This window comes from Bacillus cereus group sp. MYBK30-2 (genome assembly GCF_051915945.1).
GTDB classification, from domain to species: Bacteria; Bacillota; Bacilli; order Bacillales; family Bacillaceae_G; genus Bacillus_A; species Bacillus_A paramycoides.
On sequence record NZ_JBQAFR010000003.1, the window covers coordinates 214,564 to 237,968 of the forward strand.

Genomic DNA, 23,405 nt, shown 5'->3' on the forward strand with positions numbered 1-23,405 from the left:
CCATTATCAAATAATTATTCAAGTTATCCGTCTATGAAACTAAAATAGAGGCCACAGTTTTTATTGGGAAATCGATATCGCTTGTTGAATCGCTGATATATTTCGAGTTGCGGTCGATATATTCGAATAATCGCTGATATAAATTTCATTTACTCTCGCGCTGTTCCTAAAATAAAAAAGGTGTCACCTAGTCAAAATTTTTGACTAGGTGACACCCTTATTTCTATCATATCGCTTCCGAATCCCAATCGTGCTCTTGCTGAACAAATACAACACCTAATTCATGATGGCCCCCGGCGTATAATGCCGTTTGAGCAAGACGAAGCTCACCATTTGTATCTAACACTTCTAATTTACAAAACGCTCCTGTCGTCTTCGTTTGAAGCGCATCATAAAACTCTTCGGTACTTCTTGGAATGATTCCATTTACTTTCGTAATAACTTCTCCAGGCTTTAAATTCATCTCTGCCCCAATTGTATTCGGAATTGTATCTAACACAACAAGTCCATCATTACGTGCGGCAAAGTATGCTGGCCTTGTCTCGTCTGCAATCTTCTCTTGCATCGAGATCGTGAAGCGTCCAAGCATTGCGACTCCCATCGCGATAATTGCGAGTACGTGCCACCAGTAACTTGCGATACCTAAAACAAGTACGATTCCTGCTAATCCATAGACACGTCTTCCTGTAAATAATAAAGCTTCCGTCGGCTCATAACTTCTAATCTTTCTCATAAATCCAATTAAAAACGGAACGAGGAATAAAGAGTATGTAGTCGAACCAATTGAAATGACAGGCCACCAAGAAATAACATTTGTCACCGCGTCTCCTGGTATAAGAATAAATACTGGTACAATCCACAAGCGATTTGATTCATGTAGCCCAATTCTTAAACCACGCTTACCCTTTTTAATTTTTGGCGTAGAATACCGTACTGCATTTTTAGAGATTAATAAACCCTCTACAACGAGCATAACGCCTAATAGAATAGCAAGTGATACAATCGTACCCTCTTCACCTTCCCCAAGCTGTAAGAAGGAAATTGGCATCTTAGAAGATAATAAAACGAATACAATTGCGATTCCGAACGTATAAGCTGCAGATAAATATCGATACATAGCAGTTAATCCGAATACTAGCGTCCAAATTAAAATCATCCATATGCTCGCTTTTGAAACAACGAGCCCAAGCCCAACCGTAATAATAGATACGATTAATCCATATCCAACTCCTGCAAACAGAGATGTTCGCAGTTCAAACCAAATATCATATACTTTAAAAGAAAAGTCTTTTCGTTCTCGTAATATACGTAAGTATCCAACGAAGATACTACTAATTAAAAATACATAGACAGCAGGGTGTAAGAAAAAACGTCCAACTGCTCGTAGTATTTCAAAAAGCCATGCCTCCACGAATTCATTCACCACCATTTATCTCATTCTTTCTTTTTATCTTATCATAACTAAAGAAACGTGTGTTTAACACATAAAAAAATACAGGCACCAAAGTGCCTGTATTTCTTATTTCACTATTAATTTCAATGCTGTTTGTAATTGTAAATCATTTTCTCCAGAACGGATTTTTTCAATAATTTTAGTTTGAATCGCTTCAGCTGTCTTTTTATCAAGTTGTCCTGTCGCTTCCATCTCATTCGCATTTTGGAATGCTTTCAGTGCTGATTCTGTCTCTTTACTAAAGTATCCATCTTCACGGCCTGGTACATATCCTAAGCTCTTAAGCATTTCTTGCGCGTGTTTTACTTGCTCATCATTTGAATTGTATGAAAGTGTCTTTTCAATTTGAATTGGTGTCGCATGATAATAATCTGGTTGCTTCACTTCTACAGTTGGCGCAATTCCTTTTTTATGAATCCAATTGCCGTCTGGTGTTAACCATTTAAACATCGTTAATTTAATGTTACTGCCATCTTTAAATGGAACAGCTTGCTGGACAGTACCTTTACCAAACGTTTTTTCACCAATTAAATCGTAGCCTTCCCCCTCTTTCAGCGCACCCGCTAAAATCTCTGAAGCAGAAGCACTTCCATTATCAATCAATACCGAAATTGGATAAGGCTTTCTCTCTTTGAGTTCCGTAGAGAATTTCTTCTTCTGACCATTTCGCTCTTCTACTTGTAGCATTGGCTTTTTATTCGTCATGATTTCCCCTAGTATATCTTCTACGCTATTTAAATAACCGCCAGGATTACCACGCACGTCAATAACTAAGCCTTTTATATTTTTCTTCTCTAACCCTTTTAACTGATCCTTAAATTCTTTCGCAGTATTTTCAGCGAAAGAAGTAATTTGCATATAGCCGATATCTTTTCCGCTCTCTTGCTTTACAGAACTAAATACAGTGAAAATCGGAATCTTTTCACGCTTAATTTTAAATTCTATCGGATCAGCCACTCCTGCACGCTTAATTTCAATTGCAACAGTCGTTCCTTTTTTACCACGAATTTTTAATACTGCTTCTTCTCGTGATAAGTCTTTCACACTATTTCCATCTACAGATAAAATTTGGTCATTCGGTTTAATTCCTACCTTTTCTGCTGGTGAACCTTTAATTGGTGATACGATAATAAGCTTACCGTCCGTTTTGTTCACTTCAGCTCCAATCCCTTCAAGTTCAGGATCCAGTGACTGACTAAACTGTTTTGCCGTTTCTTTATCCATATACGTGGAATAAGGGTCCTTCAGCGTAGACAACATTCCTTGTATTGCACCTTCGACTAACTTGTCATCTTTCACGTCTTCCACATAACGTGAATCAATTAGTGCATACGCCTCATTAATCTTTGCCAAATTCCCTTGCGCTGTGCCAGCATTGCCATTCGATACCGTTTGCGTTACATACGCTGGGTTTATCCCAAACAAGTACATACCGCCAAACATACCGCCAGCACCAATTAAAAATGCAACAACCATTCCAATAATTGCAACTCTACGTTTCAATGCGGAATTCCCCTTTCCAGAACACACAGGTGGTGTAGCAAAAGGCATCACACGATGTGTGATGCCTTTACCTATTTCTACTATATGATAAGCTTGTACGAATTATGTTTGCAACTTTTTATACTTTTAAGAAGCGACGAATTGACATTACGCTTCCCCACATACCGATTAATGCGCCGATTAACACTAATAAACCAGCTAATTGGAATACGAATGGGTTGTATGGTAGAAGCTCGAAAATTGTTCCGCCAAGTTTTTCATTAAACACACCTTGTAGTGAATTATATATAACTAAAATTACGCCAATTGGAATAATTGATCCTAATACTCCTAGGAATAATCCCTCTAACAAGAACGGCCAACGAATAAACCAGTTTGTTGCACCAACAAGTTTCATAATTTCAATCTCAGTACTACGAGCATAAATTGTAATTTTAATTGTGTTAGAGATTAAGAACATCGCTGTGAATAGAAGACCAGCAATTAACAGGATCCCGATGTTACGACCAGTTTTTACAGTATCAAATAATTTTTCAACTTGACCTTTACCGTATTGAACATTACTTACAAACTGCATTTTCTCAATCTTTTTCGCAATTGTTGCCGTATCTGTCGGTTCTTTCGCCTTTACAACAAATACGTCTTTCAATGGGTTATCTTGCTCAAATAACTCGAACGTTTTCCCACTATCGCCTAAGCTTTTAATTAAACGTTTCAACTCTTCTTCTTTAGAAGAATATTTAATAGAATCTACTTTCGAAATCTTACCCATATCTTCTTCTAATTTCTTTTGATCAGCTTCTTTTGCCGCTGGATCAATATGCACACGAATTTCTACATCTTGCTCTACTTTCGTCGCAAAATGGTTCATATTCATAATCGCTGTTAAAAAGACACCTACAAGTAATAATGTAACTGTTACTGCACTTACAGAAGCAAATGTCATCCATCCGTTACGGGATAGATTTTTTACACCTTCTCGCAAATGTCGACTAAGGGTATTAGTCTTCATATCCGTATCCTCCCTCAATCTCGTCTCGAACAATTTTTCCGCCTTCAATTGCAATTACACGATGACGAATTGTATTTACGATATCTGCGTTATGTGTCGCCATAACAATCGTTGTACCACGCTCATTAATGCGTGTGAAAATCTTCATAATATCAAGAGCCGTTTCAATATCTAAGTTACCTGTTGGCTCATCGGCAATTACAACCTTTGGTCTATTTACAATCGCTCTTGCAATCGCCACACGTTGTTGCTCTCCGCCTGAAAGTTCACTTGGAAGTGCATCTGCACGATCATCTAGACCTACAAGACCTAACACTTCTGTAACACGTTCACGAATCGCATCTGGTTCTTCTTCAATTACTTCTAAAGCAAACGCAACATTCTCATATACCGTTAATTTAGGTAGCAATTTAAAATCTTGGAAAATCACGCCTAATTGACGACGGAAATATGGAACATCTCTTTCTGCTAATGTTTCAATTACAAGTCCATTTACATTAATTGATCCTGTAGATGGTTTCTCTTCACGATACATCATTTTAATAAATGTAGATTTTCCGGCTCCACTCGGTCCAACTACGTATACGAATTCACCTTGTTTAATGTTAACTGTGAGACCAGCAATGGCTTTCATACCATTCGGATACTCCTTATAAACATTCGTCATTTTTATCATTATTTATCACCCAATACTTAATGATTTTTTTTCGAAATACTTTTCTGTGCATTTGAAAATAAAATAAAAACTTTTATTCTCTGTTTACCATTCTTGTTGAAGGCAGCTTCCTTACATGCCTTTTATTAGCAACGCTGCTCTATGTAATATATTTCATCAAAATTCTACAAACCTCATTGTAACATCAATCGGTTTCCAGTTCGGATACATTTTTGTTACAGTTATGTTACATCCTGATAAAGGGAAACGAGCTGACATAGTTCTTAACCTATATCGTTTTTAGGTAAGATCATATAATCAACTCGTCTATTTCACCTTTTTTATTTATGTTCAGCTAACCATTCAGCTACTTTTTTTGCGTCCTCACCTTGAATAAGTCCAGGTGACATTGCACCGCGACCTTTTTTAATAATTTCTTCGATATCTGCAGCTTCATACTTACCGCCTACTTTTCTTAAATCAGGTCCAGTTGCTCCTGATAAATCTTTCGCGTGACAACCTGCACAACTTTTTTGGAAAATTTGTTCTGCACTATCTGTACTTGCAGATTGATTTGAAGACTTAGTCTCTTCTTTATTTCCACATGCCCCTAAAGCAAAAACGACTGATGTCCCTAACGCAATAGCCAACAATTTCTTTTTCACTTCTATCGCTCCCCATTGTTGATATTCTTCATACACATTCATTATTCATTATAAGCATTATCTTTATATAGAAAAACTAAGGTATATTTCATATTTTTCACAAATATAGTGAGAAGCCTAATAAAATAAAGCTTTCACAAATTGTTTCAATTCTGTGAACACCTTAGAAAGTTCTATAAAGAACCTCTTTCTCCAAACAAAATCAGAGAAATCCCATATAAAGTCCTACTCCATTACCGCTCTGTTTTACTATTTTCTACTTTTTACAAAACAATATACGGCATTATATGCTACATATAATCTCATCAAAAAGAGAAGTTGTCGTTTCCAACTTCTCTTCCTCTTTATTTCATCAATATAAATAAGATAAACCTCTTATATCCTCTTTTACCTCAGCATGCGCCAACAATTCTGTTGGCTTTTTCTCTTATTAAATGCGAGAACGTAAATAAGCATCAATAAATGGATCAATTTCTCCATCCATAACTGCTTGTACGTTACCCACCTCTGTATTTGTACGGTGGTCTTTTACAAGAGAATACGGGTGGAATACGTAAGAACGGATTTGGCTACCCCATCCGATTTCTTTTTGCTCCCCGCGGATTTCATCTAATTGTGCTTGTTGCTCTTCTAGTTTCTTTTGATATAACTTCGCTTTCAACATTTTCATTGCGTGCTCACGGTTTTTAATTTGAGAACGCTCTGACTGACATGTTACAACCGTATTTGTCGGTGTATGCGTAATACGAACTGCTGAATCTGTCGTATTAACGTGCTGTCCACCTGCACCACTTGCACGGTACGTATCTATTTTTAAATCTTCTGTACGCACTTCAATTTCAACTTCATCATTGAACTCAGGTACAACTTCACAAGATACGAATGATGTATGACGACGACCTGAAGAGTCGAACGGTGAAATACGTACAAGACGATGTACACCTTTCTCTGCTTTCAAGTAACCGTAAGCATTATGCCCTTTAATTAATAGTGTAACACTCTTAATACCAGCTTCATCGCCCGGTAAGTAGTCAACCGTTTCTACTTTAAATCCACGTTTTTCAGCCCAGCGCGTGTACATACGTAATAACATAGAACCCCAGTCCTGTGACTCTGTTCCACCTGCACCTGGGTGTAATTCTAAAATAGCGTTATTTTTATCATAAGGATCGCTTAGTAATAACTGAAGCTCATACTCATTCATTTCTTGAATTAAAGTTTTCACTTCAGATTCTAGTTCCTCATGTAAATCTTCATCGTACTCTTCTTTAAGTAATTCATGCGTTATTTCTAAGTTTTCGAACGTCTCATCTAACTGACGGAACTTTCCAACCATGTCTTTTAACGCATTAGCCTCGTTAATTACAGTTTGTGCGCCTTGTTGGTCATCCCAAAATCCTGCGCCCATCATCGTTTCTTCTAATTCTGCAATATGTTTCTCCTTATTAGGAAGGTCAAAGAGACCCCCTAAAAGCCGCTAATCTCTTAGCCATTTTCTCTAATTCTTGTCTAATTTCTACTAATTCCATTTCCTTCACCTCTATGTAATTGCTGTTACTTTCATATGAAAACAAGGGAAACTCTCTCCGCTTATTACGGAGAGAGTTTAATCCTTTTTATTATTTCCCAATACCACAGCAGTTTTTATATTTCTTGCCACTACCGCACTTACATAAATCATTACGGCCTACTTGATCACCTTTTACAACCGGCTTTTTCTTCGCCTCTTCGCCATCGCTTGATGGATGAATAGCTTCACCTTGAACAACTTCTTGGCGCTCTAGATTTTGCTCAATTTCAGCCTTCATAATATAGCGAGAAATTTCCTCTTCAATAGAAGCAATCATCGATTCAAACATTGCGAACCCTTCCATTTGGTATTCACGAAGTGGATCGATTTGTCCATAAGCACGTAAATGAATACCTTCACGAAGGTGATCCATTGCATCAATATGATCTGTCCATTTCGTATCTACAACACGGAATACAACAACCTTTTCGAATTCACGCGTCTGCTCTTCAGGTAGAAGTTTTTCTCTTTCGTTATAACGCTCTAATAATTTCTCGATGATTAATTCGCTCATTTCTTCTGGAGCAAGGCGACGTAACTCTTCTTCTTTTACATCTCCTTCTTCAAGAAGGTTTGTATTTAAGTAATCGACAAGACCTTTAATGTTCCAGTCTTCCTCGATTTCTTCTTGCGTATGAAGTGCAACTGCACGTTCTACCGTAGATTTCATCATACCTTCAATAATGCTACGTAAGTTCTCTGAATCCATTACTTCTTGACGCTGCTTGTAAATTACTTCACGTTGTTGACGAAGTACATCGTCGTATTGTAGCAGTTGTTTACGTGCATCATAGTTATTTCCTTCTACACGTTTTTGTGCAGATTCTACGGCACGAGAAACCATTTTACTTTCGATTGGCTGTGAATCATCCATACCAAGACGATCCATCATCGCTTTCATATTGTCAGAACCGAAGCGGCGCATTAGTTCATCTTCCATTGATAAGTAGAACTGTGTTACACCAGGGTCCCCTTGACGACCAGCACGACCACGTAACTGATTATCAATACGACGGCTTTCGTGACGCTCTGTACCGATAACTGCTAGACCAACGTTTTTAATATCGTCGCCTAACTTAATATCCGTACCACGACCAGCCATATTCGTCGCAATTGTTACAGCGCCTTTAATACCAGCTTCTGCAATGATATCTGCTTCACGCGCATGATTTTTTGCGTTTAAGATGTTATGACGTACACCTTTACGTGTTAACATTTTTGAAATAAGCTCTGACGTTTCAATTGCAACTGTACCAACAAGAACAGGTTGCCCTTGTTTGTGACGATTTACAATATCCTCAACAACTGCATTGAATTTACCTTCCATTGATTTGAAGATTAAATCAGCACGGTCATCACGAATAATATCTTTATTCGTTGGAATTACGATAACATTCATATTGTAAATATTACGGAATTCTTCTTCTTCCGTTTTCGCAGTACCAGTCATACCAGATAACTTTTCGTACATACGGAAGTAGTTTTGGAACGTAATTGTTGCAAGCGTCATACTTTCATTTTGAATTTCTACGCCTTCTTTTGCTTCAATAGCTTGGTGTAAACCTTCGCTATAACGACGACCTTTCATAAGACGACCAGTGAATTGGTCTACAATTACGATTTCGCCTTCTTGTACAACATAATCTGTATCACGATGCATAACAACGTGTGCACGAAGCCCCTGATTAATATGGTGAAGAAGTGCGACATGTTTTAAATCGAATAAGTTATCAATATGGAAAGCTTTCTCAGCTTTCGTAATACCATCTTCTGTTAACATTACATTTTTCGTTTTCACGTCAAATGAATACTCTTTTTCATTTTCTAATGTACGAACGAATGCATTTGCAAACATGTATAGCTCTGTTGACTTTTGAGCTTGTCCAGAAATAATAAGCGGCGTACGTGCTTCATCGACTAAAATAGAATCGACTTCATCGATGATAGCAAAATGAAGCGGACGCTGAACGCACTGCTCTCTATATAACACCATGTTGTCACGTAAGTAATCGAATCCAAGCTCATTATTTGTGCTATACGTAATATCAGCAGCATAAGCAGCTTGCTTCTCTTCACGTGACATACTGTTTAAGTTAATTCCTACTGTTAAACCAAGGAACTCATGAAGCTGTCCCATTTCACTCGCATCACGTTGTGCTAAGTATTCATTGACTGTAACAACGTGAACACCTTTTCCTGTTAAAGCATTTAAATATACAGGTAAAGTAGACGTTAACGTTTTACCTTCACCCGTTTTCATCTCAGAGATATTTCCTTCATGTAAGGCAATACCGCCCATTAGCTGCACACCATATGGACGCATTCCAAGAACACGAGTTGCGGCTTCACGAACAACTGCAAAAGCTTCAGGAAGTAGATCATCTACTGTCTCACCTTTTGTTAGACGTTCTTTAAATTCAAGCGTCTTCCCTTTTAATTGCTCATCAGTTAGTGGCTTAATAGATGATTCTAATGCATCAATTTTCTCCACTGTCTTCTGCATACGTTTAATTTGGCGTTGGTTGACATCAAACACCTTTTTTAAAATACCGATCATAGGAAATACGCTCCTCTTTTTATTAAAATAAAACTTCCGATTGCTTTCTTTTTCTCTTTACAATCAGTCGTTATAAAAATCAAATTTATGTTATGCCAATTTTTCTCCTAATTAAAAAAACTAAAATGTATAAACCTAATGATAATTGTAACACTTGTCTTATAACTATGACAACAATCGTCCAAATGTCGGGCCTAGTTTCAGGGAAATTTTTTTAACTACAATCCCTACTATTTTATTTAACACCTTTTAAAAAAACTCCTCAGCCTTGGTTATGCCATTATTCGAGATCCTTTTGGAATAGTAATACAATTGACAGTAACGAGACATGACTTCTAAATCTTATTACGAAAAACAACAACAAGAATATATAAAAAAGCGCAGCCCCTTTCGGCTGCGCTTTTGAATTATTATTTTGTTTCGATTAAACCATATTTTCCGTCTTTACGGCCATATACAACATTAGTTTCATTTGTATCCGCATTTGTGAAGACGAAGAAATTATGTCCTAGCATATCCATTTGTAAGATCGCTTCTTCAACGTCCATCGGTTTTAAATCGAATCGTTTTGTACGTACAAGTTCTAATTCATCCTCTTCTACCTCATCCAGAACAGCTACTGCTTCTGGAAGGATAAAGTTGTTTTTAACAGAACCCTTTTCACGTAATTTACGGTTTACTTTTGTTTTATGTTTACGAATTTGTCGCTCAATTTTATCAACTACTAAATCAATTGCAGCGTACATATCGCTATTTGTTTCTTCTGCACGAAGTAATAAATCTGTAAATGGAATTGTTACCTCGATACGTTGCTTGTCAGAGTATACTTTTAAATTAACCTTAATCTCTGGGAATGTATCAAAATAACGCTCTAATTTACTTAGCTTTTTCTCTACATATTCCTTTAATGCTGGAGTTACTTCAATATTTTCACCACGAATGTTGAATTTCATAGATGAATTCCTCCTTTCAAGCCTATGTACTATAATTTCGACACTGGCTTAAAAACTCCTTCTAACTTTTTTTAAAAAATTAGTGGAATTGCGATTTTTTTATCATTTTTTGTTGAAATGAAAAGATGCATCGTTTCTATCTTTATTTTATCCTATTAACATCGTGAATAACGAATGTAACTGTGGACAATTCGTTACAGAAAAGAAACAACTTTTTGACAACTCTCCCTACAACAAAAAAACCCTTGTTACAAACAAGAGCTTCCATAATTTATAAAATGCTGCCACAAATACAGCTCTATCTTTTCCAAAAACGTAATTTTTACAACTTCACAACATTAGCGGCTTGTGGTCCACGTGCTCCATCAACAATATCAAACTGCACTTGTTGCCCTTCTTCTAACGACTTATATCCTTCTTGTTGAATAGCAGAAAAATGGACAAAAACATCGTCACCATTTTCACGCTCAATAAACCCAAATCCCTTTTCTGCATTGAACCATTTTACTCTTCCTTGCATGTTCATTCCATTCCCTTCACTCTAAAAATCAGGGCATTCGCCCCATAGTCTGACTATAACGAATGACAAGATCGTAAGTCAAAGAAGACCTGTCGTCTTTTTATTACCCCTTTCGACATTCACATATTAGCCTCTACAAAGTGTCAAACAAGAAACCTCCCTCGCTCCTCTATCATACAAAAGACTTCCAATTTGCCTAACTGTAATTCCTGTCGTATACACATCATCAACGATTAAAACATGTTGCCCATGAAACATCTCTTCTCCCTGAAAATAAAAAGGATTACTTCCCGACATCCTTTCTTTGCGCTTCTTCTTACTTTGCTTTTCTGTTTCTATCCTTCTTAATGATGTATAAGACATTTTGACAGGCAAACAAGAAGCTAGTAACTCGGCTTGATTAAAACCACGTTCGTATTCTCGTTCTTCACTAAGCGGAACAGAAATAACAACTGAAACATTCGCAAAATATTTTTGAAAAAGCCTTCGAAAAGACTGATAGAAAATATGAACTAATTCAGCATCTCCTCGAAACTTAAACTGTGCTAATATTTCTTTCATCCCTTCATTGTACACACACAACGAACGATTTATGAGAGACGGAAACCTCTCCTCGTCCATCCATCTTATGCAATCCGTGCAAATATCACCGTTTTTATATTCAGCTGGCACAAGTTCTAAAAGCCGACCACACTCTCTACAAATATCTCCTATAATATAGGAAAGTTTTTGTTCGCATCTATCACATATATACTCTTTATGAAGCTTAACAAAAAAAGTGTACCAACTAATCGCGTATGAAATATGCTCATCACAAAGTAGACAATGCATTAATCTATCAATCCTTGTTCTTTAGCATTTTTATTCATGCTTTGAATATGTTTTTTCGCGCGTACCATCGCCTCTGTCTTTCCATAATGAAAATAGATGACCTCTCCATGAGGTTCATCAAAACTTCTACCAGCACGCCCTGAAACTTGAACGAGAGCACTTTCTGAAAATATTTCTTCTTCTGCTCCTAAAACTGCTACTTGTAAATTCTTCACAGTTACCCCTCGTTCCAAAATCGTCGTTGTAACTAATAAAGGAATTTCTCCCTTTCGAAAAGCCGCTACCTTTTCTTTTCTCTTCGGATCTTCTGCATGCACACCGTCAATTTGGCTGTTTATTGATTTTAATAACAAGCTGATTTCTTCTACGTATCGCACATGGGGAACAAATAAAAAAATGGGATATTGTTTACATAAGTACATATTTAGCCATTGCAATAAAACACGAGGGATCTTTTTACGCATGAGGTCTTTTTTCCAATTTCCACACCACCGAAATACCGGAACTGGCAAGGGATGACGATGATAGCGTCCTGAAATAATAACCCCTTTTTGCTTACCACTTCGCAACTTCCGCTTCCACTTTTCATCTGGAGTTGCTGTTAAATAAATACGTGCTGCTTTCTCTTTCATTGCTTGTTTTACTGCGTAATGTAACATCTTATCCGCATGATATGGAAAAGCATCTATCTCATCTACAATCATGACATGAAACGATTTATAGTAACGTAACAATTGATGCGTAGTTGAAACGACTAACACTGCATCTTTTTCACGATCTAAACTCCCTCCGTACAAAGCTGCTACATTTATACTGGGAAACGCTTCTTGTAACCTTGGCGCTAATTCAAGTACAACATCTGTTCTCGGCGTTGCAATACAAACTCTCTCTCCCTTTTGAAGTGCCTCTGCAATTCCATGAAACAACATTTCCGTCTTCCCAGCCCCGCACACAGCCCAAATAAAGAATGATTCTTTCCGCTTAACAGCTTCAACGACACCTTGCGCAGCCAATTCCTGTCCAACAGACAAAACTCCTTTCCAACGTAACGGATTCAAGTAATTTTCTCCTTTTATTTCAGCTATCCCGCGAACAAGTACAGAACATTCGCTCACACGCCCCATCGTTACGCACTTTCGGCAATACGTACAGTCCCTATTGCACCTTTTACATAAAAATGACGCAAATAGTCGCTGCTCTATATTTCCGCAACGCTGACACATATATTTTGAAAACTTCTTAATTACACCTTGTACACAAACGACTTCCCCATTCTTTTCTAAATGATTTAATTCACCCTTTAATCCTGAAAGTTCCTCTAGTAGCAATTGCCTTCCTGCTAACATAATAAAGCACCTCCAGCACTACTATAAATCCTTCTCTTTATCTCGTAAAAACTCAAAAAAGCCGATAACCTACTTATAAAATAGTAAGCTATCGACTTTATACATGTGTTTTATTAAATTATAAATCCTAGAATCGACCGTATCCTAAGAAATGTTTTTGGTTGTAAGAACTGTTAATATCACCGTACGCAATCCCTTTATCACTCGCATGAATCATTTGTCCATTCCCAACGTAAATACCGATGTGAGATGGACCTGCTTTATAAGTACCTTGGAAGAATACTAAATCTCCAGGTTGTGGGCTACTTACTTTAGAAACTGAGTTCCAATATCCATTAACGTCTTGACGACCTACACCAAAGATGTAAGAGATGAATCCACTACAGTCAAAACCGCCGTTTGATGGAGATGCACTTCCCCAAACATATGGTAAACCTAAGTAGCTTTGTGCTTTACCGATTACGCCACCCGCATTTGGTGCTGGTTTAGATTCTTCTTTTTTAGGCTGTTCTTTCTTAGGTTGCTCTTTTTTAGGCTCTTCTTTTTGAGCTTGTCCACCATTGTCTGCTGGTGCCGCTGGTTGAGCAGGCGCTTGTGCAGGCTGAGCTTGTGCTTCTTTTGCTTTAGCAGCTTGCTCTGCTTGTTTTTGAGCAGCAGCTTCTTGTGCAGCTTTTGCTTGTGCCTCTTCTTCAGCAATACGTTGTAATTGTAACGCTTGTTTCTCAAGATCTTTCAATTGACTTTCCGTACTTGTCATTGTAGTTACAACGGTATCCATTTTGCCGCTTAAATCATTTACTGCAGTTTCTTTTTTCGCTTTTTCAACGTCAAGTTCTTTCTTAGCAGTTTCAATTTGAGCTTGTGCTTCTTTTAATTCTTTTTGTTTTTCTTTTACTGTTTCAACATCTTTCTTCACATTCACTTGATCTTCTTGTTGTGTTTTCATGATATCTTCGTCAGACTCAAGAATTTTAGACATAGAATTGAAGCGATCAACTAGATCTGCAATGTTTTTAGAGTTTACAAGAACTTCTGTTACAACGTTCGTGTTTGGTTGTTCTTGAAGTGCAACTAAACGTTTTCTCAATAACTCTTCACGTTTTGCAATTTTTGTTTGTAGTTCTGCAATATCTTTATTTTTCTTCTCGATTAATTGCTCAGTATCAGCAACTTTTTTTGTTGTTTCATCAAGTTTTGAAGCGTTCTCTTGAACAGACTTATCTAAACCTTGAATTGTTTTGTTTAAGTCATTCATTTGTTTTTGTAATTCATCACGTTCTTGTTGTTGTTTATGTAAAGTGTCATTTTGTGTGTTAATTTGTGATTTCACGTCAGAAATTTTATCTTCTGCAAATACATTTGGTGTTAGCCCTGAAAACATTAACCCTGCAACTAATGCGCAAGATGCCATTTTTAGCTTCTTCATTTTATTTTTTACACCGCTTTCTTTTTTCTTTTTCCGTACTTAACCTATTAAAATTTATACCATAATTCGGGAGTTTTTTCGCCGATGTTACGGTTTTGTAAAATAAATGTAATATTACATTTGTCTCTATAGCAAAGTATATCTAATTTTGTATATATATGTAGAATTTTAAGAACGTTTCGCCATTTTTATACAAATAGAAAAAACGTAAGGGACTCCCTTACGTTTTGAAATTATACCAACATGAATGAGACTGAAACGTTACTTCATCCATTTCTCAGCCCAATTTTGGACTTCATTCATAACACTTTCCAACGCCTTCCCTTTATCAGTTAAACCATACTCGATTCTAACTGGTACTTCTGGGTAAACGTCACGAACTACAATACCTTCGCCTTCTAATTCCTTTAAACGTTCTGACAACATACGATCGCTCATATTAGGTATAATATCTGCGATTTCTCTAAAGCGTTTCGGCTCTTCCAACAAAGATTTAATAATTAAGCCAGTCCATTTCTTACTAAGCAATGTAAAAGCTGACTCAAATTTTGGACATAAACATGAATTATGCTCCATATGTTTCACCTCTCCTCTATTATAAGATAGTTTCTTGTAAAAAGTAAGTAATAAAACTTTCCTCATTATTTAATTTTACGTACATTTTACCATTTCCAAATATTAACTTGTCAAATTTTTATAAAACATCCGTAAAAAAACCCTCTTCAAAAGAGAGCTTTTATATCTTTATTACTTCGTATACCAGCCTAAACCAAGTGCACCTTCACCCAAATGCGTGCCAATTACAGCTCCGAAATAACTCGTACGAATTGTAACATGAGGGTATTGCTCTTCTAATTCTTTCTTCCATTCCTCAGCTTCCTCTTCACGATTTGCATGAATAATGACAGCTTCCATAGGTACACCTTTATTTGCCTGTTCATCAAAGATTTCAATAATGCGCTTCAACGCTTTTTTACGCGTACGAATTTTTTCGAATGGAATAATTACTTTATCTCTAAAATATAACACTGGTTTTACTTGTAACAAACTACCGATGAAAGCTTGTGCGCTATTTAATCGTCCTCCACGTTGTAAATGATGTAAATCATCCACTACAAAATAGGCATCCATCGTTTGCTTCATTTCATCGAAGCGAGCGATAATCTCTTCTGGCGTCTTGCCTTCACTTGCTAATTTCGCACCTTCACGTACGAAAAATCCTTGTACTTCACAACTAATTTCAGAGTCGTACGTATATACATTAATACCATCCACCATCTGTCCAGCTGTTGTTGCTGTTTGGTATGTACCACTAATTCCACTTGAAAGATGAATACTAATTACTGCATCATATTCTTTAGATAATTCTTCATATAACTCTAAAAACTTTCCAATTGCTGGCTGCGAAGTTTTCGGAAGTTCTTCCTGTTCACGTACTTTTACATAAAAATCATCTGCTGAAATTTCAGCTTCTTCTTGATAAGATTCCGTTCCAAACACAACGTTTAATGGAATCATATATATATTTAGTTCGTCACGAATATGCTTCGGTATATATGCTGTACTATCAGTAACAATAGCTGTTTTCATTTTCGTACCTGCCTTATAAAAAAATTTTTATTCCCTAATTTTACACGAAAACTAAAAAAGGTGCACCAATACATGAAAATGCAGGTTAGAAATTATAATCACCATCTCGACAAATTACAACAAAAAGATAAAATAATCATCAAAAATTTCAACATATTTATAAAAAATGTTTGAATATAAAAACGCCCGCTTTTAAAATGGAAAGTACCAGTCATTTTGAAGGATAGGGGCGTATACCATTGTTATTACAATATTTAACAGTCAAAGGCTACGATGAGCACGAAATTGTTATTCAAAAATCAAGATTCATTTGCTATGTGAATCGAGCCACAACTGAAGAGGAAGCCCAAGAATTTATACAAAAAATAAAAAAGCAACATTGGAATGCAACACATAATTGTTCCGCATATTTAATCGGTGAACAAGATCAAATTCAAAAAGCAAACGATGACGGCGAACCGAGTGGTACCGCTGGTGTACCTATGTTAGAGGTATTAAAAAAACGAGGTCTAAAAGATACTGTCGTTGTCGTCACGCGCTATTTTGGTGGCATTAAGCTTGGTGCTGGTGGATTAATTCGTGCATATGGAAAATGTACAAGTGAAGGACTTAATCACGTAGGCATTGTTGAGCGAAAACTAATGCGCGTTATGCAAACAGAAATTGATTATACATTGCTTGGCAAAGTGGAAAATGAATTACGCAATTCAGAATATGCCATTAAAGATATACATTATCTCGAAAATGTCACATTCGATACGTATGTAGAAGAAAATCGAAAACAAATATTTACGAATTGGATGATTGAATTAACAAACGGGAAATGTACAATTAAAGAAGGAGATATGTTGTACTTAGAACAAGACGTTAACTAAGAATAGCTAACTTATCCCCTTTAAAGATTAATGTAGTGAATTAATTCCCTACAAATGAACTAAGGAGATTATATATGGAAGAACGTTATTATCATCTCCAAAATAGCAGAATAAAAAAGAAACGTAGAAGAAAACTTTTCTACTTTCTTATTTTCGCATTTTTATTTAGTAGCGTAGGACTTTATATTTTAAATTCCTACTCTTCTCTCATGGGGATGTACAGTGGATTTAACCGTGAAAAATCGGATTTAAGAACCGAAGATGTAGCAATTACAAAGGAACCTTTTACAATCCTCATTATGGGAATAGAGGATTATGCAACAGACGGTCAAAATGGTCGGACAGACTCATTAATGTTTGCGACAGTCAATCCGAAAACTCAAAAGGTTTCGCTTATGAGTATTCCTCGTGATAGTCGAGTTCCAATTGTTGGAAAGGACAAAGAAGACAAAATTAACGCTGCGCATGCTTACGGTGGAGTAAAAATGACAATCAAAACTGTCGAAGGTTTTCTAAAAGTTCCTGTAGACCATTATGTTAAAATTGATTTCCAAGGCTTTAAAGGTATCGTTGATGCTGTTGGCGGTGTTACAGTCGATGTTCCCTTCGATTTTTGGGAACGTTCTGATGTTGATTACGACAAAAAAATCCAATTTAAACAAGGTAAACAAGATTTAAACGGCGAAGAAGCACTTGCTTACGTCCGTATGCGAAAGCAGGATCCAAACGGCGATTATGGTCGGGCCGCTAGACAAAGACAATTACTAGCCGCTGTTGCTCAAAAACTAAATTCCGCCTCTACTGTATTTAAAATTAAAGATTTAACGACTGTCGTTGGAAAATATATAAAAACCGACATTCCTATTTCAGACGGACTTGCTCTTTACAGTAAACTCTCTGGATTTGATCCTTCTACAATACAAACGTTAAAAATTGAAGGAGAAGACAGAAAAATAGGCGGTATTTATTACTTCCTTCCAGATCCAATCAGTGTAGAGACGGTACGTAACGAAATTGAAAAGGAAATAGGAGAAAAAGCAAAAGCCCCAACAGAGACTACGAAAAATGAGAATACAAATTCCGATTCAAATTCTAACTCCAGCGCAAAAGCAAAGAAGGAGCCGAGTGAGAACAAAACACCACCGCCTCCTCCTCCTTCTACAAATGCCCATGCAGAGTGGATTATGAGGAATCACCAATAATAAAAAAGAGCCAAATCACATAGGATTTGGCTCTTTTTTCATTTATCCCGATTGGTGCGGGCTAATAATCAGTGGGGGATAAACACTCCCACTGATTAAAGTTTCACTTTACTTCTTGAAGTGTTGTAAAATCGCTTCTACAATACGCTCTGATGCACGGCCATCGCCGTATGGATTAGATGCTTTCGTCATCTTATCATGAGCTTCTTTATCAGATAGTAATTCGTCAGCAAGCCCAAAGATTGTCTCTTCATCTGTTCCTGCTAATTTTAACGTACCTGCTTCAATACCCTCTGGACGTTCCGTCGTGTCACGAAGGACAAGAACTGGCACACCTAGTGATGGTGCTTCCTCTTGTACACCACCAGAATCAGTTAGCATTAAGTATGAACGAGCTGCAACGTTATGGAAATCAATTACATCTAGCGGCTCAATTAAATGAATGCGGCTATGCTCGCCTAAAATATCATTCGCTGTTTCACGAACAACAGGATTCATATGAACAGGGTATACAACTTGTACATCTTCATGCTTATCAACAAGACGCTTAATTGCACGGAACATATTACGCATTGGTTCACCTAGGTTTTCACGACGATGCGCTGTCATAAGCACAAGACGATCATTTCCAAGTTTCTCTAGTACAGGATGGCTATATGTTTCTTTTACAGTCGTTTTCAATGCGTCAATCGCTGTATTTCCTGTTACGAAAATGCTTGACTCATCTTTATTTTCTTTCTGTAAGTTCGTTGCTGATTTTGTTGTAGGTGAGAAATGAAGATCCGCCATTACACCTGTTAATTGGCGATTCATCTCTTCTGGATATGGAGAATATTTATCCCATGTACGAAGTCCTGCTTCAACATGTCCTACTGGAATTTGATTATAGAAAGCAGCTAAACTTGCGATAAATGTCGTCGTTGTATCACCATGTACAAGGACGATATCTGGCTTCGCTTCTTTCATTACTTTATCCAAACCTTCTAAACCACGTGTTGTAATATCGATTAAAGTTTGGCGATCTTTCATAATATTTAAATCGAAATCTGGCGTAATCCCAAAGATACTTAATACTTGATCTAACATTTGACGGTGTTGTGCTGTTACAGTCACAATCGATTCAATCTTTTCTGGGTGCTTTTGCAACTCTAATACAAGAGGTGCCATTTTAATTGCTTCTGGACGTGTCCCGAAAATTGTCATTACTTTTAAACGTTCAGTCATTTCATTGCCTCTTTTCTTTCACTAGTTACAACTTCTATTATGACATATCAGAATAGGCATGGGGAAATAGACTTTTTAACAAATAATAGAAATATTACTATTACAAATGTTTTTTCGCCCAACTGAGTAATAATCTATCCCATGCTTCTTGGCATCCTCATTAGTATAACAATTTCTCCCATCAAATAGAATAGGTTCCCTCATAAGCTGTACATACTTTTCTAACGGATAAGTTCGGATTGATTCCCATTCTGTTACGATAAAAACTGCATTCGCTTCTCTAATCGATTCATCTATACATCCAGCGTATTGTATAGTCTTACCAAATAAATCTTTTACATTTTGAATTGCTTGCGGGTCATATAGAACCACATCCGCACCCATATTAATTAATTCTTGTATCATAATAAGGGATGGCGCTTCCCTAATATCGTCAGTATTCGGCTTAAACGCTGCGCCAAGAACTGCAATCCGCTTCTTATTCATATCCATTACTTTCTTCGCTTTTTCAACCAATAACAACTGTTGTTTATTATTCACTTCAATGACCGCTTTCAACAAACGAAAATCATGAGAAACATCCCCTGCAATTTGCACAAGTGCTTTCGTATCTTTCGGAAAACAAGATCCCCCGTATCCGATACCCGCTTTTAAAAAAGATGCACCAATTCTCTTATCCATCCCCATTCCTGTAGCTACCTCTAATATATCTGCACCCACTTGCTCACATATATTCGAAATTTCATTAATAAAACTAATTTTCGTAGCTAAAAAAGCGTTAGATGCATATTTAATCATCTCTGCACTTCGAATATCTGTAATATACGTTTTCAAACATAATTCACTATATAAATTCTCTACTTTTCGTGCAACTGCCTCACTATTTGCTCCAATTACAATACGATCACCATGAAAAAAATCATAAATACCAGAACCTTCTCGTAAAAACTCTGGATTTGATACGATATGTAATTCATGTCTGCCTTGTAACTTCTCCTCGATCCATCCCTTCATTACATCATTCGTACCTACAGGAACCGTACTTTTCGTAACAACAATAATATCGTTATTCACATATGTTCCAATATCATCACAAGCACTACGAATATACGTTAAATCTGCTGTGCCATCTAATAAAGATGGCGTTCCAACTGCAATAAATATAAATTCTGCCTTATTAAAAGCCTTCGATTTACTTGTTGTAAAAGTTAAATGGTTATTCTCATATGCTTCATTTATTAATTCATGTAAGCCACATTCATAAATAGGTAACTCCCCTTGTTTTATCCGTTCAATTTTTTCGTTATTTATATCAAAACACGTAACCGAATGTCCTAATCTCGCCAATCCTACCCCTGTAATCAATCCAACATATCCGGTACCTATTATCGTAATTTTCATTTTCCTTTCGCACAGGAATATACAAAAGAAAATATACGAATACATAGAATTCTTATTGTGCTTCCCCCTCTCACAATAAGAATGAGAAAACTCTTTTACTTCTTTATTATATGAATTATCTTTTTTATTCTTTTTTAAGATTTTGTAAAGTTAAATGATGCAATCTATCTCAAATATAAATTCCCATATTTTAACACGGAACTTACTCATTTTTACGTGCAACACTTATAATAATACTGAAATAAAAATACTCTCTATAGACGAAGCAAATACAATGTCATATTACAAGTCACAATATGAATAACCTTCTCAAGCGATTCAATATTCCATATACCATTGTCATATATTTTATTCACTTCCACTTACCGTTAAAAGAAAAAAAGATTGAATTCTAATCTTTTTGTGATACCATATGTTATGAGCCTGCAAATAAACATCATAATTTTCAGATAAATACACTAAAAAAATTACGTTAAACTATAAAGGGTGGGGTATTAATGGACTCACAAGTGATTTATGCCATTTTGGCATCTTTCATCACTGTACTCGTCGTTACTCCTTTAGTTATTAAATTAGCATTTAAAATAGGAGCAACAGACAAGCCAAACGCGCGTAAAGTACACCAAAAAATTATGCCTCGTCTTGGCGGATTAGCAATTTTCATCGGTGTAGCCGTAGGATTTGTTGTCGGTGGATTATACGAACAAAGAATGCTATCGATAACTTTAGGTGCTATCATCATTGTTATCATCGGGATTTTAGATGATATGTACGAACTATCTGCGAGGGTAAAATTCGGTGGACAACTACTAGTTGCCATCATGATTGTAAAAAGTGGATTATTAGTGCAAGTATTATATATTCCAATCCTTGGAGATACTGAACTCGGATGGCTCGCTTATCCAATTACAGTATTTTGGATTGTAGGTATTACAAATGCCATCAACTTAATTGATGGATTAGACGGATTATCCGCTGGGATTTCATCTATCGTACTTGCAACGCTAGCATATATGGCCTTCACTAGTCCGTGGGGCACTGGAGCGGCTATTATATTACCTCTAGCGCTGATTACATTAGCAAGTACAATTGGATTTTTATTCTATAACTTCCATCCAGCAAAAATTTTCATGGGAGATACAGGAGCACTATTTTTAGGATACTGTATTTCTGTTATATCGTTACTTGGATTATACAAAAGCGTAACGCTATTCAGTTTTCTCGTTCCAGTTATCATTTTAGGTGTACCTGTATTTGATACGACATTTGCAATCATCCGCCGTATCGTCAATAAAAAACCTATTTCAGCACCAGATAAATCGCATTTACATCACCGCTTACTTGCAATGGGATTCTCTCATCGTAAAACGGTACTAATTATTTACGCATTTGGTATTTTCTTTAGTATAAATGCAATCCTTTTCACTAGTGCGACATTATGGTTATCCATTATTCTTCTTTTCGTTTTAATCTTCTTTACAGAAATCATTGCTGAAGTAATCGGTCTTGTACACGAACGTTACAAACCAATTATTTCCTTCTATAAAAAAGTAAAAAAACGCGAAGACTAATTGTAGTATAGCCTTTACTATTATGAAATATTCAAATAGCATCCTCTTTCTTGGAAGAGGATGCTATTTTTTTGTTTTTTACTCCTTATTCCCTATTTCCAAAATATAGATTGTTTGAGAGTCACTCTATTGGAGAAAGATATACGTATAGCAAAGATAATGAGGAAAATATCAACATTTCTTTTTTACATCTTGATTGTCAAACTGAGGGTGAATGTTATGATCAAGCGAGTATTTCAATGTATAATTTTATTTTCAACTATTACTATGTACGCATCATCTAATACAGAAGCGACTATAACCATTCCAGCAGAACATCACCAAACTACTCAAACCAACACTCCTATACAAAAGATTGCGTACTTAACATTTGATGACGGACCCAACAAATATACAGCACAAATTTTAAACATTTTAAAAGAGAAGAATGGCAAAGCAACTTTCTTCGTCATCGGTGGGAAAGTACCACATTACCAAAAAACAATGCATCGGTTGATTAAAGACGGACATTATATCGGACTTCATAGTATGTCACATGATGTAAAACGTCTTTATACTGGCGATCCCTCTGTTTTAATTGCAGAAATGGAGCAAGCTCAAAGTATCGTCCAGCAAGTTACGAATTTAAATACACATCTCGTTCGTGTCCCATACGGTAGTATGCCTTATTTAAAAAAGAATTACCGCGACGCACTCGTATCTGCCCAGTACAAAATGTGGGATTGGACAATTGATACATATGACTGGAAAAGCTATGATAATCCTTCCGCAATACTAGAAAGAGTACGAAATCAAAGCGATGAACAAATGGAGGTTATTTTAATGCACGATTCTAGTGTCACAGTACAAATACTTCCAGCAGTAATTGATTATTTGCAATCACAAGGGTATAAACTACTTCCATACAATCCATCTTCCCATCTTGAAGTGAATTTTTGGAAAGACACAAGATTGTAACAGCTTTAGTGCCTATGTACTAAAGCTGTTTTATTTTTCTCTTCCCACACTTCCCATTTTTGTGTAAAATTTTAAATAGTGATGAAGTTTCGAG

At 36.4% G+C, this 23,405-nt stretch carries 19 protein-coding genes and 2 pseudogenes; 5 read left to right on the top strand and 16 right to left on the bottom strand.

The annotated features are described in order from the left end of the window. Positions 1-226: 226 nt before the first annotated feature. The 7 genes from ACTFQM_RS20545 to secA form a co-directional block, all read right to left on the bottom strand. Positions 227-1,411, bottom strand: coding sequence for a PDZ domain-containing protein (locus tag ACTFQM_RS20545; protein WP_440036047.1), 1,185 nt, complete (start codon positions 1,409-1,411; stop codon positions 227-229). Between the two features lie 108 nt (positions 1,412-1,519). Beyond that, positions 1,520-2,956 carry a S41 family peptidase gene (locus tag ACTFQM_RS20550; protein ID WP_440036048.1) on the bottom strand — a complete coding sequence of 479 codons (1,437 nt, stop codon included), beginning with the start codon at positions 2,954-2,956 and terminating at the stop codon, positions 1,520-1,522. 118 nt (positions 2,957-3,074) lie between these two features. Continuing rightward, positions 3,075-3,968, bottom strand: coding sequence for a permease-like cell division protein FtsX (gene ftsX / locus ACTFQM_RS20555; RefSeq protein ID WP_002174205.1), 894 nt, complete (start codon positions 3,966-3,968; stop codon positions 3,075-3,077). Further along, positions 3,958-4,644, bottom strand: coding sequence for a cell division ATP-binding protein FtsE (gene ftsE, locus ACTFQM_RS20560; protein WP_033795390.1), 687 nt, complete (start codon positions 4,642-4,644; stop codon positions 3,958-3,960). The genes ftsX and ftsE overlap by 11 nt, the downstream gene beginning before the upstream one ends. Before the next feature lie 320 nt (positions 4,645-4,964). Then, entirely contained in the window at positions 4,965-5,288 is a 324-nt protein-coding gene (gene cccB, locus ACTFQM_RS20565) for a cytochrome c551 (RefSeq protein ID WP_025148195.1), read from the bottom strand. Between the two features lie 430 nt (positions 5,289-5,718). Then, a protein-coding gene (gene prfB / locus ACTFQM_RS20570; RefSeq protein WP_400530222.1) for a peptide chain release factor 2 occupies positions 5,719-6,817 on the bottom strand; the annotation gives its coding sequence in 2 pieces (ribosomal slippage) (positions 5,719-6,744 and positions 6,746-6,817; 1,098 coding nt in all). A gap of 90 nt (positions 6,818-6,907) precedes the next feature. After that, positions 6,908-9,415 (bottom strand): preprotein translocase subunit SecA, encoded by a 2,508-nt coding sequence (gene secA, locus ACTFQM_RS20575; RefSeq protein ID WP_440036050.1) that lies wholly within the window; start codon positions 9,413-9,415, stop codon positions 6,908-6,910. A gap of 230 nt (positions 9,416-9,645) precedes the next feature. Here secA and ACTFQM_RS20580 point away from each other — a divergent pair. After that, positions 9,646-9,754: pseudogene (locus tag ACTFQM_RS20580) on the top strand (VOC family protein); the annotation flags it as partial. A 71-nt stretch (positions 9,755-9,825) separates the two neighbouring features. On the opposite strand, the gene hpf reads toward ACTFQM_RS20580, so the two are convergent. From hpf to ACTFQM_RS20615, 7 genes and pseudogenes are all read right to left on the bottom strand, one after another. Then, positions 9,826-10,368 (bottom strand): ribosome hibernation-promoting factor, HPF/YfiA family, encoded by a 543-nt coding sequence (gene hpf, locus ACTFQM_RS20585; protein ID WP_002174210.1) that lies wholly within the window; start codon positions 10,366-10,368, stop codon positions 9,826-9,828. Between the two features lie 322 nt (positions 10,369-10,690). Beyond that, entirely contained in the window at positions 10,691-10,888 is a 198-nt protein-coding gene (cspC, locus tag ACTFQM_RS20590; protein WP_033719670.1) for a cold shock protein CspC, read from the bottom strand. Positions 10,889-11,014: 126 nt separating this feature from the next. Then, complete coding sequence (locus tag ACTFQM_RS20595) at positions 11,015-11,719, bottom strand: ComF family protein (RefSeq protein WP_440036051.1); 705 nt, start codon at positions 11,717-11,719, stop codon at positions 11,015-11,017. Then, complete coding sequence (comFA, locus tag ACTFQM_RS20600; protein WP_440036052.1) at positions 11,719-13,065, bottom strand: ATP-dependent helicase ComFA; 1,347 nt, start codon at positions 13,063-13,065, stop codon at positions 11,719-11,721. Before comFA ends, ACTFQM_RS20595 begins: the two co-directional genes overlap by 1 nt. 127 nt (positions 13,066-13,192) lie before the next feature. Further along, positions 13,193-14,621: pseudogene (locus ACTFQM_RS20605) on the bottom strand (C40 family peptidase). A 131-nt stretch (positions 14,622-14,752) separates the two neighbouring features. Continuing rightward, positions 14,753-15,067 carry a winged helix-turn-helix transcriptional regulator gene (locus tag ACTFQM_RS20610; protein ID WP_025148190.1) on the bottom strand — a complete coding sequence of 105 codons (315 nt, stop codon included), beginning with the start codon at positions 15,065-15,067 and terminating at the stop codon, positions 14,753-14,755. A 171-nt stretch (positions 15,068-15,238) separates the two neighbouring features. Next, positions 15,239-16,081, bottom strand: coding sequence for a DegV family protein (locus ACTFQM_RS20615; RefSeq protein WP_427287477.1), 843 nt, complete (start codon positions 16,079-16,081; stop codon positions 15,239-15,241). A gap of 239 nt (positions 16,082-16,320) precedes the next feature. On the opposite strand from ACTFQM_RS20615, the gene ACTFQM_RS20620 reads away from it, so the two are divergent. Together ACTFQM_RS20620 and ACTFQM_RS20625 are read left to right on the top strand one after the other, a co-directional pair. After that, positions 16,321-16,956, top strand: coding sequence for a YigZ family protein (locus ACTFQM_RS20620; RefSeq protein ID WP_440036053.1), 636 nt, complete (start codon positions 16,321-16,323; stop codon positions 16,954-16,956). A 74-nt stretch (positions 16,957-17,030) separates the two neighbouring features. Next, positions 17,031-18,158, top strand: a complete 1,128-nt coding sequence (locus ACTFQM_RS20625; protein ID WP_440036055.1) for an LCP family protein — start codon at positions 17,031-17,033, stop codon at positions 18,156-18,158. 108 nt (positions 18,159-18,266) lie between these two features. Here ACTFQM_RS20625 and wecB read toward each other — a convergent pair whose 3' ends face one another. Continuing rightward, positions 18,267-19,382, bottom strand: coding sequence for a non-hydrolyzing UDP-N-acetylglucosamine 2-epimerase (wecB, locus tag ACTFQM_RS20630; RefSeq protein WP_440036056.1), 1,116 nt, complete (start codon positions 19,380-19,382; stop codon positions 18,267-18,269). A 75-nt stretch (positions 19,383-19,457) separates the two neighbouring features. Continuing rightward, positions 19,458-20,828 carry a UDP-glucose dehydrogenase family protein gene (locus ACTFQM_RS20635; protein ID WP_440036057.1) on the bottom strand — a complete coding sequence of 457 codons (1,371 nt, stop codon included), beginning with the start codon at positions 20,826-20,828 and terminating at the stop codon, positions 19,458-19,460. A gap of 452 nt (positions 20,829-21,280) precedes the next feature. On the opposite strand from ACTFQM_RS20635, the gene ACTFQM_RS20640 reads away from it, so the two are divergent. Next, positions 21,281-22,354 carry a glycosyltransferase family 4 protein gene (locus ACTFQM_RS20640; RefSeq protein WP_002174221.1) on the top strand — a complete coding sequence of 358 codons (1,074 nt, stop codon included), beginning with the start codon at positions 21,281-21,283 and terminating at the stop codon, positions 22,352-22,354. A 219-nt stretch (positions 22,355-22,573) separates the two neighbouring features. Beyond that, positions 22,574-23,311, top strand: coding sequence for a polysaccharide deacetylase family protein (locus tag ACTFQM_RS20645; RefSeq protein ID WP_440036058.1), 738 nt, complete (start codon positions 22,574-22,576; stop codon positions 23,309-23,311). Positions 23,312-23,405: the final 94 nt, after the last annotated feature.

What these genes read in the sequence shown, in the direction of transcription:
- cspC (WP_033719670.1), bottom strand. Translation starts at nt 10,888, where the DNA reads ATGCAAGGAAGAGTAAAATGGTTCAATGCAGAAAAGGGATTTGGGTTT.
- comFA (WP_440036052.1), bottom strand. Translation starts at nt 13,065, where the DNA reads ATGTTAGCAGGAAGGCAATTGCTACTAGAGGAACTTTCAGGATTAAAG.
- secA (WP_440036050.1), bottom strand. Translation starts at nt 9,415, where the DNA reads ATGATCGGTATTTTAAAAAAGGTGTTTGATGTCAACCAACGCCAAATT.
- ACTFQM_RS20615 (WP_427287477.1), bottom strand. Translation starts at nt 16,081, where the DNA reads ATGAAAACAGCTATTGTTACTGATAGTACAGCATATATACCGAAGCAT.
- ACTFQM_RS20625 (WP_440036055.1), top strand. Translation starts at nt 17,031, where the DNA reads ATGGAAGAACGTTATTATCATCTCCAAAATAGCAGAATAAAAAAGAAA.
- ftsE (WP_033795390.1), bottom strand. Translation starts at nt 4,644, where the DNA reads ATGATAAAAATGACGAATGTTTATAAGGAGTATCCGAATGGTATGAAA.
- ACTFQM_RS20610 (WP_025148190.1), bottom strand. Translation starts at nt 15,067, where the DNA reads ATGGAGCATAATTCATGTTTATGTCCAAAATTTGAGTCAGCTTTTACA.
- ftsX (WP_002174205.1), bottom strand. Translation starts at nt 3,968, where the DNA reads ATGAAGACTAATACCCTTAGTCGACATTTGCGAGAAGGTGTAAAAAAT.
- wecB (WP_440036056.1), bottom strand. Translation starts at nt 19,382, where the DNA reads ATGACTGAACGTTTAAAAGTAATGACAATTTTCGGGACACGTCCAGAA.
- ACTFQM_RS20635 (WP_440036057.1), bottom strand. Translation starts at nt 20,828, where the DNA reads ATGTATTCGTATATTTTCTTTTGTATATTCCTGTGCGAAAGGAAAATG.
- ACTFQM_RS20645 (WP_440036058.1), top strand. Translation starts at nt 22,574, where the DNA reads ATGATCAAGCGAGTATTTCAATGTATAATTTTATTTTCAACTATTACT.
- hpf (WP_002174210.1), bottom strand. Translation starts at nt 10,368, where the DNA reads ATGAAATTCAACATTCGTGGTGAAAATATTGAAGTAACTCCAGCATTA.
- ACTFQM_RS20595 (WP_440036051.1), bottom strand. Translation starts at nt 11,719, where the DNA reads ATGCATTGTCTACTTTGTGATGAGCATATTTCATACGCGATTAGTTGG.
- ACTFQM_RS20640 (WP_002174221.1), top strand. Translation starts at nt 21,281, where the DNA reads ATGGACTCACAAGTGATTTATGCCATTTTGGCATCTTTCATCACTGTA.